The organism is Pyxidicoccus caerfyrddinensis, from assembly GCF_010894405.1.
Classification (GTDB): domain Bacteria; phylum Myxococcota; class Myxococcia; order Myxococcales; family Myxococcaceae; genus Myxococcus; species Myxococcus caerfyrddinensis.
This window is the reverse complement of the sequence record NZ_JAAIYA010000009.1, coordinates 151255-164433: the sequence shown is the minus strand read 5'-3', so window position 1 is coordinate 164433 and position 13179 is coordinate 151255. Positions and strand designations below refer to the sequence as shown.

The window sequence follows — 13179 nt, the reverse complement described above, 5'->3', positions numbered from 1 at the left end:
GTCACGGACTCCGCGCCGTGGCCGAGGGCTCCGACCAGGGCACCACGCCCAGCTCGTCCGCCGCGAGGAGGAAGTCGCCCAGCATCCGGCCCTGGTCGGTCAGCGTCCTCGGCGTTGCCACCGCGGCCAGCAATTCACGTCCGCGCTCGCGCCACGCTGCATCCCCCGTGAGCACGTGCAGCGCCGCGAGGAAGCGCGCCGCCGCGACGTTGTGGACGAACGGCCGCTCCCTTCGCGCGAACACGCCGACGGCATCCGAGTCAGGCGTCATCTCGTGGAGCGCGCCGCCTTCCGCGCTGGCGAAGTCCGCCATCATCTTTCGAGCCACCTGCTCGGCGGCCTCGCGGTAGCGCGCCTCTCCCGTCACCCGCGCCAGCACCGCCAGCGCCCGGCCGAGCGCCGCCGCGTCCGCGAGGAAGCGCGGCCCCGAGCGCGTGCCCTTCTCCCGCCACACCGCGCCTCCCACCACGTGGCTGCCGAGCAACACGTCCATGGCCCGGCGCGCACGCTCCAGAGGTGCCGCATCCCCCGTCACCTCGTGCAGCGCCATGAGGGCGGAGATGGCCAGCCCGTTCTCCCGCGCGTACACATGCGAGTCCACCCAGGGCAGGCCCAGCGCGCGGCGGCCCGCGTCGTCCTTCGCGTAGTACACGTGCCCGTCCACGAAGGGCACGCTCCGGTCATGCGCGCCCACGTCCGCGTCCTGGTTCGTGAAGAACGTCCCATCCGGTGCGCCGAGGAAGCCCTCCATGTAGCGCGCGATGCCCCGCGCATCCGCCAGCAGCGCCGGCTCACGCGTGAGCGCCCACGCGCGCGCATATGCCTCCAGGTTCGGTGCCTGCATCACCATCAGCTTCTCGAAGTGCGGGTCCGTCCAGTCCTTCCCGGCCGAGTACTGGTAGACGCCGCCCCACACCGGGTCCAGCACCGCGCGCTGGCGCCCCAACGTGAAGACCACCCGCTGCCGTGCCGCGGTGTCGCCTCGCGCCGCCCGTCGCACCTCGAACTCCGTATTGCCACCCAGTGGCAACTTCTGGAAGTCGCCCCAGCCGCCCTCGCGCGCGTCGTACCAACCGTCCAGCGCGAGCACCGTGCGCGCCGCCACCCAGGGCAGCAACCCTGGCGTCGCCGGCACGTCGACCACATGCGCTCCCGAGGATTCACGGGTCTCGCGAGACAGCGCCTCCACGCGCTGGAGCAGCGGTCGCAGGCGCTCCGGCGGCAGGTAGCCGCGATACTTGCCCACCTCCTCCGCGTCCGGCGTGAGCAGGATGGTGGCGGGCCAGCCGTAGTCCACCCAGCGCTCCGCCAGGTCGGGGCGCGCGTCCACGTCCACGCGGATGGTGACGAAGCGCTCGCGCAGCAGTCGGCCCACCTCCGCGTCCCGATAGGTCGTCTCGTCCATGACGTGGCACCAGTGGCACCACTCCGCCGCGCCATCGACGAGGATGTACCGGCCCTCGCGCTTCGCCCGCGCGAAGGCCTCCGGGCCCCACGACTCCCACTGGAAGGCCTGCTCCAGTCCCTGGTCGCGAGCCTGGACGATGTCCACGCGCGCCGGTGTCCCCGGCCGGACGAGCCCGCGCGAAGGCGCCACCGTGGCGGGGTGGCAGGCGACTGTCAGCAGCAGGAGGACCCACGGCGGGACGCGGTGCATATGCCCCCTGTACGGCCATGCCGCCCGGGTGGTTTCGCCCCGTCACGCCGCGCAGGTGAAGTCCTGCCCCTCCACCCAGCCTCGCGAGGTCAGGTCCGCGCGAATCTCCTCTCGCGCCCAGCGCACGCCGACGCAGACCAGCAGGTGGCTTTGTCCGGGCGGGCCCAGGGCGTTGGCTGACACCACGGGCGTGTCCTGGATGCGCGTGCCCACCTTGCGCGGGTGGACCTCCACGAAGCGCTCCACCGTCGCTCCCTCTTCGCGGAGGAAGCGCGCCAGCGTCTTGCCGCTCGGGCCCGCGCCCCACACGGTGCAGGGACGCCCGTCCGCCAGTGGCCCCCGCCCGCGCACGAGGTAGTGCGCCTTCGTCCAGGTGAAGCGCCGCACCGCGTAGCGAGGGTCCGTCCACGTCAGCCGCTGGCTGCTGTCCCGCCAGCGCAGCAGCACCTCCGCGACGTTGCGCAGGCCGTGGCCCCTGTCCATCAGCTCCAGCCACAGCGCGTAGTCCTCGGGGAAGTCTCCGTGACGCCAGCCGCCCGCGGCCACCACGGCGTCGCGGCGCAGGCACACCGAGGGGTGGCACACGGGGCTCTCGATGAAGCGCTCGCGGTAGAGACGCTCGGCGGAGGTGAGCCCGTTGAGCCATGCCGCGTACGCCTGGAAGGAGGGGCTCACCGGCTGGTCCTCGCGGAACACCTCCACGCCCGTGCCCACGCCGGCGAGGTGGGGCTCGGCGTCGAGGGCCTCCACGCTCGCCTCCAGCCGGCGGGGCAGGGCCTCGTCGTCCGCGTCCATCCGGGCCACGTAGGGCGAGGTGGCTGCGCCCAGTCCCAGGTTCAGGGCCGCCACCAGCCCTCGGCCCCCGCCGTCAAGTACCTCCACCCGGGCATCCCGAGCAGCCAGCCCCTCCAGCACCCCGCGCGTACCGTCGGTGGAACCGTCATCCACGGCGAGAATGCGGACGTCCCGGAGGGTGCCTGCCAGGAGGCTCTCCACGGCCCGGGCCACGGTGGACTCGGCATTTCTTGCAGGGAGAAGGACGGTGACAACCGGGAGGGGCATCGTTGTGTAGACTGCCGCACCCATGGGTGGCGTGAGAAACGGCAAGAGCGCCGGCACGCCGGAGCCCGCAGCCGCCCGACAGGACGCGCTGCGAGCCGGCGCGCCCGACGTGAGGCCGGAGGAGGCTGCGCGAGACACGGTGGACCGGCAACTGCGGTCCGCCCTGGACATGTTGCGCGAAGGCTCCGCCGCCCGTGCCTTCGGTCAGCTCGCCCGCGCCAGCCACACCGAGCCGATGACGCCGCGCCTGGCCGCCGCGCTCGTGCGCTTCGCCCTGCTCGCCGGTACCGAGGCCGCCGCGATTACCCTCCTGGATGCCACGCCGGGGCAGACGCCCGACGTCCGCCGCGCGGTGCAACGGCAGCTCGCGCGAGTGCTGCGGCGGGTGGGGCAGGTGCCTCGCGCCATTGCCGCGCTGGAAGCCGTGCTGGCGGAGCGCCCGGATGACCGGCGGGCCCGGCGCGTGCTCCAGGTGCTCCGGGAGCGCGAGCTTCGGGGCGGCACGGAGGCACAGCCGGCGGCGGCGGGTGGGCCTGCTGCCAGCGCTGTGCTGGGGAAGCTGCCGACCTTGAAGTCCGGAGTCCAGGCCCCCGCCGTCTGGGACGAGGGCTCCAGCAGCTACCGGGAGCACACGCTCCTCGAGTCGGCCTCCAGTGCGTCGCAGAAGGCCGTGCCTCGCGAGAAGACGGCGGTGGCCTTCCCCACGGCGGCGCCCGCCGAGCCCCGGGAAAAGACGGCAGTGGCCTTCCCCGCGGCACCGCCGCCCGTTCCGCATGTGCCCTGGTCCTCGCCAGGACGGATGCCCGACGCGTCCCAGGCCGAGTCGCGCACGAGGACGGAGGTGGAGATGCCAGCGGTCGGCTCGGCGCTGGCGGAGTCGCGCTCGAAGACGGAGGTGGAGATGCCGGCGGTGGTTGGCGCCGCGAACCCGCCCGTTCCCGAGTCGCGGCCGACGGTGGTGGAGATGCCCGCCGTGGGTGTGTCCTCGGATGAGCCCACTTCTCCTGCGCGTCCGACGGCGGGGGCGGCTTCGAACGAGCCAGCTCCCAAAGCGCGTTCGACGGCGGGTGAGATGCCTGCGGTGAGCGCGGCTTCGCGCGTGCCCGCATTCGAGTCGCGGCCGACGTTGTTGGAGATGCCCGCCATCGTGGTGCCTTCGGGCGCACCGTCCTCCGAGTCGCGCAAGCCAGCGGAGGAGCTGCCCCGCTTGGGCGAGTCAGTGAGCCCGACCGCTCCCTCGCAGCCTGCTGGTGGTTCACAGCATCTGTCCGTTCCGTGGGCGGAGTCCCCCTCGGAGCTCGAGGAGCGGCCTCCAGCGAGGGACGGCCGTGCGCAGGTTCCTCGCGCCAATCCCTGGGCGGATGACGAGCCGACGAGCGAGCTCACGTTCGAAGCTCCGCCAGTCCCCCCGAACGATGCATCTCGCGGAGCTCCTCCGGAAGCGAAGCCGTCGGAGAAGGGGACGCCTCGGACAGCGGAAGCATCTCCCGAGCGCGTGGAGCGAACGCAGGCGCCCGCCACGAGCGCTCCCGAGAAGCACGCTGCTGTTCCGGCGGCGTCGCCCGTGGATACGCAGGAAGTCTCCATGGCGGACCTGGAGGCCGCGCTCTCGGGCTCCGCTTCCGCCCGCGTCGGTGCTCCTCCGCCGGGACAGGCCACGCCTCCAGCCGCCTCCGCATCTGCCGCTCAAGGCGCGAGCGCGGCGACGGGGCGGGCTCGAACGGACGGCGCGGATACACAGGCTTCGGGGGCCGCTCGTGCCGCCGCGCCGGGCCCGCGCGCCGAGGACTCGGAGGAGCTGGCCCGCTCGCAGAAGCTGGAGGCCCAGCTCATCGCGCGTCAGGCCTGGCGCGAGCTGGCGCAGCTCTACCTCAAGCGCGCGGACCGGGCGAAGGACGCGACCGTGCGCGCGGAGGCCCTGACGCGCCTCGCGGAGGTGATGGAGAACGAGCTCCAGGACCCTTCCGGGGCCGCGCGCATGTACCGGGAAATCGTCGAGCTGACTGGCGACCGCACCGCGCTCCGTGAGCAGGTCCGGCTGCTATCCACGCGCGGCGATGCGTCGCTGGTGCGGCGCGCGCTCGATGAGGCCATCCAGCGGGCCCGCACGGCCCGGGCTCGCGCCGGTGCGCTCCTGACTCGCGGGGAGCGCTGGCTCCACATGGGCGAGCCGGGCAGGGCGCGCTCGGACTTCGAGGCGGCGGAGGCGCTCGCGCCGGGGATGTTGCCCGTGCTCGCGGGGCTGCTTCGCTGTGTCGCCGATGCGGAGCGTCCCGCCATCGCCGAGCGGCTCCGACTCGCGCTCGCCACGGCTCCCCGCCGCGCGCTGGACCGGCTCGAAGGGCTGCGCATGCTCGCGCAGGTGGCGGAGGAGTCCCTGGGTGACCTGCGCCTGGCGCAGTGGGCCTGGACGGAGGTGCTCGCGGAGAGCCCCGACAGCGAGCATGCCCGCACACAGTTGGTGGCGCTCGCGCGGAAGCTGGGCGACTCGAAGACGCTCGGCCAGCACCTCCGGGCCCAGCTTGCCCGGGAGTCGCGAGGCCCCGCCGCCCGTCAGGCCCGGCTGGAGCTGGTGGACACGCTGGACGCGCAGGGCGACGCCGAGGCCGCGCTGAACGAGCTGCGCCAGGCGGTGCGCTACGAGCCCGGCCACAAGGAGGCGTGGCTGCTGCTGGTGGACCGCCTCACCGCGCGCGGGAACATGGGCGAAGCGGCCTGGGCGCTCGAACATGCGGCGACGGCCACCGAGGACGAAGCGGAGCGCGAGCAGGCCTGGGAGCGGCTCGCGCGGCTCTGGCGGGACGTCCTGCGCAATCCCGAGCGTGCGCAGGTCTACGCGCGTCGTGCGGAGGGCCTGCGACAGGCGCGCGAGGAGCGCGAGCTTCCGCCTCCGGAGCCGCCTCGCAGCGCCACGCCCCGGCGTGAGCCGAGCGGGCCGAAGTCGCCGCTCGTCCCGGCTCCCGCGACGCTGTCCCTCACGCCCTCGGGCATCGAGGCGCTCGCCAACGAAATCACCTCCAACACGGACGTCATCGTCCCGCCCTCTGCTGCCGAGGCACAGGCCTCCAACAAGAAAGAGGCAGGCGCGAAGGGACGCGGCGGCGACGTGTCTCCGGCGTCCAGTGACGGGGCCGCACCGGGGCCTTCCGCGCGTTCGCGGAAACGGGCTGAGAAGGCCTCGGCGTCTCCAGCGGGGAAGGCCGCGCAGTCCAAGGACAAGGACGCTCCGGCGTCACGTGCGGAGCGCTCGGCGGCTGCAGCTGGAGCCAGTGCGGCCTCCTCCGCGGCCGGTGCCGCGTCACCACGTGGCGAGCGCACGTCCGCGCCCCCAGTCGAGCCGCGTGCTCCCGCGTCAGGTGGAGTCGCTCCCGCAGGTTCGCCGGCTGCCCGTTCGGAGCAGCGTGCCTCCGCGTCAGGTGGCGCGTCTCCCGCTCCGGGGTCGCAAGCAGCGCCCGCAAACCGCGCTGAGCAGCGTGCCTCCGCGTCAGGCGGTGCAGCTTCCGCTCCGGGTTCACCGGCCGCGTCGCCCGCCCGTTCCGAGCAGCGTGCACCCGCGCCCCCCGTGTCCGCATCACCCTCGGCCCGAGCCGAGCAACGCGCTTCCGCGTCAGGTGGAGCAGCTCCCGTCGCCGCTGCGCCGTCGGCCCGCGCCGAACAACGTTCCGCGCCTGTGGGCGCCGCGTCTCTGCTAGGTGCTCCAGCCGCCTCTCCGGGTCGTCCCGAGCCACGCTCCACGGCCCCCGCCGCCGCGGGCCCCGCCCCAACTGCGCAAGCCTCGCCGCCATCGCGCGACCCCGCGGCGAAGTCCCGCAACCCGGCCGCGCGTGCAGACAAGGCCGCACCTCCGCCCGCCGCTCCCATGCTGGGCGACGACGAGCCCATCGCGCCGACCCGGGCCCTCGGCTTCAATGCCCGTTCCGCCCCCCGTCCAGGTACCGCCGACACCGAGCCACCGGCCCGCGCCGCGAAGGCCACGGACCTCATGGGTGAAGAAGAGTCCATGGAGCTGGGCTCCGAGGAGCCGGTCGCCAACACCCGCGTCATCTCCTGGGAAGCGCCTCCCGGCCGCATGGACCCGGTGCGCCGCATCGTCCGCGCGCGCGGGGAGGGCACCGTCTCCGCGCCCGCCCCGGCCCGCCCCGCCGCCGCGAAGCCTCCCGAGCCCGCGGCCCGCGTCGGCCCCGGCGCCTCCGAGACGCGCGAGGCTCCCGCCGTCTCCGAGCCGTCCCCCGACACCGAGCCCAACTTCTTCCGGCACCTCCGCGAGCGCCCGCTCGACCCGAAGCCCTACCGCGAGTCCGCCGAGTACTTCGACAGCCGCGGAGACGCCGGCCGCGCCTCGCTGATGCGCGAAATCGCCGACGCGCTCGAAGGCCGCGAGTCCCCGGCATCCCCCCCGCGCCCTCAGCGCCAGCCGCTCACCTCCGAGGAGCGCGCCGGCCTGCGCCACCCCGGCCTCCGCACGCCCTCGGGAGAGCTGCTCGCGTGCACCGGCATCGCCCTCTGCCGCCTCTTCCCCGCCCAGGGGCGCGCCGCCGGCACCACCGCGCCCCTGCGCGCCGCCTCCGGCCCTGGCGCCCCCGCCGTCCTCGACGCGCTCCACACCGCCGCGCGTCTGCTCGACGTCCACCTGCCCGAGCTCGTCCTCGCCGAGGACGAGGGCCCGCCCTTCACCGCCGTCCACGTGGGCCAGCCGCGCCTGCTCGTGGGGCGGCTCACCATCCAGCAGCCTCCGTCCGCCGCCGAGCTGCGCTTCCACGCCGGCCGCGCGCTGCTGTCGCTGTCCCCGGACCTGCTCGCCCTGCGCGCCCTCAAGGGCGGCCAGCTCCTGCGCGCCCTGGCCCTGCTGTCCACCATCCTGAAGGACCCGCGCGCCTCCAGCTCCGACGCCCGCGTGGTGCGCGAGTCCCTGTCGCCTCGTGCCCTGGAGCGCGCCGTCGCGCTGCTGGACGTCGGCACCCGCGACTTCAACGCCTCCTCGCTCGCGGACGCGGCGCGCGACTCCGCCAACCGCGCGGGGCTCGTCGCCTGCGGGAGCGTGGGCCCGGCGCTCGCCGTCCTGCGCGCGCGCCACAACCCGGATGCGGAGCTGGTGGAGTTGCTGCGCTTCGCCGCGTCCGAGCGCTACCTCGAGCTGCGCGCGCCGCGCTGACTCACTTCATCTGCAGGCGGATGGTGAGCGCGAGCAGCCGGCCATCCCCACTGCCCAGGTCGTGACGGTAGGCGATGTCCAACCCGCCGCCGCTCTCCGTCACGAAGCCCAGGCCCGTGCTCAGCTGGGAAACCTTGTTGAAGCCGTCGTACGAGTAGCCCGCGCGCACCGGCAGCACCTGCCCGAAGAGGTACTCCAGGCCCGTGTTGTACGTGAAGGTGCTCTTGTCATTGGTGACGAAGTCCGCGCGCACGTCGGCGGCCACCGTCAGTTGCTGCGTCAGGAAGCCCAGGTGCCCCGAGAAGTAGCGCGTCAGCTCCGAGTTCCCGGTGTTGATGAGGTTGTGCGCGGACACGCCCGCCATGAACGACGGCGACAGCCGCAAGAGCAGGCCCGCGTCCGCGGTGACGGAGTTGACGTACCGCGACTCACCGCTCAGCCGCAGGTAGCGCGCCACCGCGCCCAGCATCACCGCCTGGCTCAGGGGCAGCCCCACGCCCAGCGAGCTCAGGTGGGCGCTGGAGCGCGCGCCGCCACTGCCCAGGCTCACCCAGTGGTAGTCGACGCCCATGGCCAGCCGGCTGGTGGCCGCGTCGAGCACGGAGATGCCCAGCAGGCCCTCCTTGGTGACGGCATTCCAGGCGCCCGTGCCCTCCACCCGGTAGGAGGGGAAGAGGGCCATGGCGGCGGGGTTGCCCAGGATGGACTCGGTGCCCAGGCCCAGCGCCCGGTAGGCGCCGCCCATGCCGTAGGCCCGGGCGCTCATCACGTCCCGCAGGTCCTCCGCGGGCTGAGCCAGGGCGGCGGTGGACACACACAGCGCAATCAGCAGGACAGTCGAGCGGAGCGGCATGACGTTGGCATCCTATCCAGCTTGATGGGGGCGGGTGCCATCAATACATTCCGGACCCCAAAGTGGGCTATCTGACCCATTCCGCCTCCGTGCCCGGGTGCCCTTGGTGGCCCGAATCCCCGAGAGGTCGTCAAGACGGAGAAGCCGTGAAGCGAGCCGCCGCACTTCTGGCAGTCCTGGTTTCCTTCGCCGCGGGCGCGTACGTGCTGCCCGGAGGCTCCATCCTCCGTCGCATGGTCGCCGAGCGTGACGAGCTCAAGCTGTCCTCACTCCGCGTGGAGGGCTCGCTCAGCTTCAGCGGCCCCGCCGTGAAGGAAGCGGGCGCGGCGCTGGGCACGCCCACGGACCGCCCGGAGGTGCAGGGCGACGGCGTCCTCTCCATCCGCGTGCCGGGGCGCTGCCGCTTCGACGCCTCCGTGCCCGACGGCAACGCGCGCGCCGCCGCCATCCAGGCCGGGGGCCGCCGCCGCGCGGAGGGCACCGAGGTGCCGTCCATGTCGGTGCTCGTCTCCCAGGTGTGTCCGATTCTGGCCGCGGGCGGCGGCAACGTGCAGGACCTCAAGGAGGCCCTGCAGCAGCACCTCCAGACGCTGGGCGTGGAGACGGGGCGCACCGGGCTGGCGCGCTTCGGCGGCGAGGTGGCGTACGTCATCGGCGAGATGGCCGAGGGCCGCCCGCAGTTCTGGGTCTACAAGGACTCCTTCCGGCCGGCGCGGCTGCGCTACACGGACACCGCCAACACCGCCTGGGACATCCGCTTCCTCGACTACACGTCGCCCGCCACCGGCGAGTGGATGCCGCGCACCATCGAGGTCTGGCGCGGTGGCCAGCGCGCCCTGCGCTTCACCGCGCTCAAGGGCGACAGCCGCGCCACGCTGGCGGACAAGCTCTTCACGCCGTAGTCGTTTCGTCACACTCGAGTGCCATTGACGCGGCCCGACGTGCGGGCCGCGGTGTGCGCCGCCGTACCTCTCGTGTCTGGACGCTTGCGGTGCGTGTGGCCGCCGATGAAGAGTCCGCCCGCGCCCGGCCGGGGCTCCACCCGGCCCGCCACACAAGAGGAGTGCCACATGAAGCTGTACGGCCACCCGATGAGCACCTGTACGCGCAAGGTCCTCACCACCCTGGCGGAGAAGGGCCAGGAGGCCCAGTTCGTCCTCGTGGACCTGATGAAGGGCGAGCACAAGCAGCCCGCGCACCTGGCGCGCCAGCCGTTCGGCGTCATCCCGGCGCTCGAGGACGACGGCAACATGCTCTACGAGTCGCGCGCCATCATGCGCTACCTGGACCGCAAGCTGCCGGGCACGTCGCTCACGCCGACGGACCATCGCGCCTACGGGCTGATGGAGCAGTACATCAGCGTGGAGCAGTCCTACTTCACGCCCGCGGCGATGAAGGTCATCATGGAGCGCCTCTTCAAGCCGCACATGGGCGGCGGCGCGCCGGACGAGGCCCGCGTCGCGGAAGGTCTCCAGGGCGCGGACAAGGTCTTCGGCATCATCGACCCGGTGCTGGGCAAGCAGCAGTACCTCGCGGGTGACACCTTCTCCCTCGCCGAGGTGTCCTGGCTGCCGTACATGGAGTTCTTCGTGGCCTCCGGCGGCGCGGACGTCATGAACAAGCACAAGAACGTGGCCGCCTGGTGGAACCGCATCAGCAGCCGCCCGTCGTGGAAGAAGGCCGCCGGCAAGTAGTCCGCGGCCGGTGCTTCGCGGCACGGGTGGTGCGCTGTCCACGCCATCCGTGCCCCTGGCGATACCGTCGAGGCCCAGGCCTCCGGTGTCCGACAGCCGCTCGAAGGGCACTGCCCTCGCGGCCCGTCTTCAGCTCCATGTCCCGCGCTCGCGGCCTGTCTCCAGTTCCGCTTCCAGGCTGTTCGCTCGCTTGAAGGCCCCCGGCATGACAGCCGCTAGTCACGCGTGTGCCCGGAGGCAAGGGCGACACGAAAGTCGTGCCCGCACCGGAGGACCCGGCAGGGCATGTCAGACCCTCGGGGCACTGTGTCACTGGGTAGCAGGACGGAAGGGGATGGGGTGGCGGTTGAAGGGAGCATCATGGAGCAGCAAGCCTTGTGGGACGACGCGCACGCGGAGCGGACGGAGGCCTCCCCCACCCGGGGTTCCATGTCCGTGCGTACCTCCCGTGCGAGGAGTCGCCGGGAACTGTCCGAGCCCGAAGGCGCCGCTACAGTGGGCGCCGCAGTGAGCCCTCCCGTCCTGGCCTCCATCGCCGTTGGCCGCCCCGTCCGGGGCGAGTTCACCTACTCGGTGCCGGACGCGCTCGCCGGCCACCTGTCGCCGGGCCAGCGCGTGCTGGTGCCCTTCGGCCGGGGCACCGCGCTGGGCTTCTACCTCGGGCCCGCCTCCCCTCCGGCCGAGGAGGGCGTGAAGCTCAAGCCCATCCAGCGCGTGCTGGAGGACTCGCCGTCGCTGCCCAAGGACCTCATCGCCCTGCTGCGCTTCGCGGCCGTGCACTACCGCTACCCGCTGGGCGAGGTCATCCGCGGCGCGCTGCCACCCGGCCTGTCCAAGGCCGTGGACGAGAAGGAAGCGAAGCCGGACGTGCAGCTCTTCGCGGTGGCCCTCATCAACGAGGTGCCCCCGGAGCTCCACCGCGCTCCCGCCCAGTCCGCCGCGCTCGCCTACCTGCTGGCCGTGGGAGGGCGCGCGCCGCTGGAGGAGGTCTCCCACGCGATTCCGGGCGCGCGCGAGACGCTGAAGAAGCTCGCCGCGCGCGGCATGGCGCGGATTGAAGAGAAGAAGCTGGAGGCCGGCGTGAAGGACGGCCTCATGCAGGGCCGCCCCGAGCGCCTCACCCGGGAGCAGGACACCTCCGTGACGGAGCTGCGCGCGGCCCTGGACACGGGTGAGTTCCAGCCGTTCCTCCTGCACGGCGTCACCGGCAGCGGGAAGACGGAGGTGTACCTGCGCGCGGCGGAGCATGCGCTGGCGCAGGGCAAGGGCAGCCTCATCCTCGTGCCGGAAATCGCGCTGACGCCGCAGCTCGTGGGCCGCTTCCGCAGCCGCTTCGGCGCGGAGGTGGCGGTGCTGCACTCGGCGCTGAAGGACCGCGAGCGGCTCTTCCACTGGCAGGCGCTGCGCCGGGGCGACGTGAAGATTGCCGTCGGCGTGCGCTCGGCGGTGTTCGCCCCGGTGGACAACCTGGGGCTCATCGTCGTGGACGAGGAGCACGACCCCTCCTTCAAGCAGGAGGAGAAGTTGCGCTACCAGGCGAGAGACCTCGCCGTGGTGCGCGGCAAGCAGGCCAACGCGGTGGTGGTGCTGGGCTCGGCCACGCCGTCGCTGGAGACGCTGGAGAACGTGCGGCGCGGGCGCTACCGGCTCCTGGAGTTGAAGAACCGCGTGGACGACCGGCCCATGCCCACCATCGAATTGGTGGACCTGCGCGTGGAGCGTCCCCGCGAGGGCGTGGTGACGGAGGAGGCGCCCATCCTCAGCCCTCCGCTGCTGGCGGCGATGGAGGAGACGATTGGCCGCGGGCAGCAGGTCATCCTCTTCCTCAACCGGCGCGGCCACAGCACGGTGCTGCTGTGCGAGGTGTGCGGCTTGTCGCTCAAGTGCAGCGAGTGCGACGTGTGTCTCACGCACCACCGCTCGCAGAACCGGGTGGTGTGCCACTACTGCGGGCTGGCCATGCCGGTGCCGGAGCGGTGCACGGAGTGCACCGGCCCCCTGCTCAAGCTGGGCATCGGCACGGAGAAGGTGGAAGCCGAGGTCCTGGAGCGCATCCCCACCGCGCGCGTGGCGCGGCTGGACAGGGACTCGGCCACCAGCGCGGAGCGGCTGACGGAGATGCTGGCCTCGTTCGCCCGCCGCGAGTTGGACGTGCTGGTGGGCACGCAGATGGTGGCCAAGGGGCATGACTTCCCGGGCGTGACGCTGGTGTGCGTGGTCATGGCGGACACGTCGCTGGCCATCCCGGACTTCCGCGCCTCCGAGCGCACCTTCCACCTGCTCACCCAGGTGTCCGGGCGCGCGGGACGGGGCAAGGACCCGGGGCGCGTGCTGGTGCAGACGTACAACCCGGACGCGGAGCCGGTGAGGCGCGTGCTGGCCCACGACTTCGACGGCTTCGCGAAGCAGGAACTGGACTGGCGCAAGGCGCTGGCGTACCCGCCCTACTCGCGCATGGCGGCCATCCGCCTGGAGGGCGAGCACCCCGAGCAGGTGGCCAGCGTGGCGCGGCACCTGGGCAACCTCGTCTCGCGGCACATGCCGCCTGCCTCGGCGGGGGTGCGCCTGCTGGGGCCGGCCCTGGCGCCCATCTCCCGCATCCGGGGGAAGACGCGCTGGCAGTTGCTCGTGAAGGGGCCGACGCATGCGTCGCTTGCCCCGCTGCTCGGCCGGATGGAGGCGGCCCTGGGGGACCTACCGTCCGGGGTGAAGGTCGTGATCGACGTGGATCCGGGGGCCATGCTGTAGACTCGTTGCCCCC

General features: G+C 73.0%; 7 protein-coding genes. 4 read left to right on the top strand and 3 right to left on the bottom strand.

The window, feature by feature from the left end; genetic code table 11:
• Position 1: 1 nt before the first annotated feature.
• A complete protein-coding gene (locus G4D86_RS22895) occupies positions 2-1657 on the bottom strand; it encodes a DUF255 domain-containing protein (RefSeq protein WP_163996121.1) in 1656 nt (551 codons plus the stop codon).
• Positions 1658-1699: 42 nt separating this feature from the next.
• Entirely contained in the window at positions 1700-2719 is a 1020-nt protein-coding gene (locus G4D86_RS22890; RefSeq protein WP_163996120.1) for a glycosyltransferase family 2 protein, read from the bottom strand.
• Between the two features lie 22 nt (positions 2720-2741).
• Here G4D86_RS22890 and G4D86_RS52195 point away from each other — a divergent pair, with 22 nt between their 5' ends.
• A complete protein-coding gene (locus G4D86_RS52195) occupies positions 2742-7871 on the top strand; it encodes a hypothetical protein (protein ID WP_205519691.1) in 5130 nt (1709 codons plus the stop codon).
• A 1-nt stretch (position 7872) separates the two neighbouring features.
• On the opposite strand, the gene G4D86_RS22880 is transcribed toward G4D86_RS52195, so the two are convergent.
• On the bottom strand, positions 7873-8724 hold the full coding sequence (locus G4D86_RS22880) for a PorV/PorQ family protein (protein WP_163996119.1): 852 nt from the start codon (positions 8722-8724) through the stop codon (positions 7873-7875).
• 146 nt (positions 8725-8870) lie between these two features.
• Between G4D86_RS22880 and G4D86_RS22875 the strand changes: the two genes are divergently transcribed.
• The 3 genes from G4D86_RS22875 to priA all read left to right on the top strand — a co-directional run bounded on the left by G4D86_RS22875 (position 8871) and on the right by priA (position 13166).
• The gene (locus G4D86_RS22875) at positions 8871-9626 is read left to right on the top strand and encodes a hypothetical protein (RefSeq protein ID WP_163996118.1); all 756 of its coding nucleotides are present in this window, start codon (positions 8871-8873) and stop codon (positions 9624-9626) included.
• A 168-nt stretch (positions 9627-9794) separates the two neighbouring features.
• Positions 9795-10418, top strand: coding sequence for a glutathione S-transferase family protein (locus G4D86_RS22870; protein WP_163996117.1), 624 nt, complete (start codon positions 9795-9797; stop codon positions 10416-10418).
• A gap of 360 nt (positions 10419-10778) precedes the next feature.
• Entirely contained in the window at positions 10779-13166 is a 2388-nt protein-coding gene (gene priA, locus G4D86_RS22865; protein ID WP_163996116.1) for a replication restart helicase PriA, read from the top strand.
• Positions 13167-13179: the final 13 nt, after the last annotated feature.

What these genes read in the sequence shown, in the direction of transcription:
- G4D86_RS22870 (WP_163996117.1), top strand. Translation starts at nt 9,795, where the DNA reads ATGAAGCTGTACGGCCACCCGATGAGCACCTGTACGCGCAAGGTCCTC.
- G4D86_RS22895 (WP_163996121.1), bottom strand. Translation starts at nt 1,657, where the DNA reads ATGCACCGCGTCCCGCCGTGGGTCCTCCTGCTGCTGACAGTCGCCTGC.
- G4D86_RS22880 (WP_163996119.1), bottom strand. Translation starts at nt 8,724, where the DNA reads ATGCCGCTCCGCTCGACTGTCCTGCTGATTGCGCTGTGTGTGTCCACC.
- G4D86_RS52195 (WP_205519691.1), top strand. Translation starts at nt 2,742, where the DNA reads ATGGGTGGCGTGAGAAACGGCAAGAGCGCCGGCACGCCGGAGCCCGCA.
- priA (WP_163996116.1), top strand. Translation starts at nt 10,779, where the DNA reads ATGGAGCAGCAAGCCTTGTGGGACGACGCGCACGCGGAGCGGACGGAG.
- G4D86_RS22890 (WP_163996120.1), bottom strand. Translation starts at nt 2,719, where the DNA reads ATGCCCCTCCCGGTTGTCACCGTCCTTCTCCCTGCAAGAAATGCCGAG.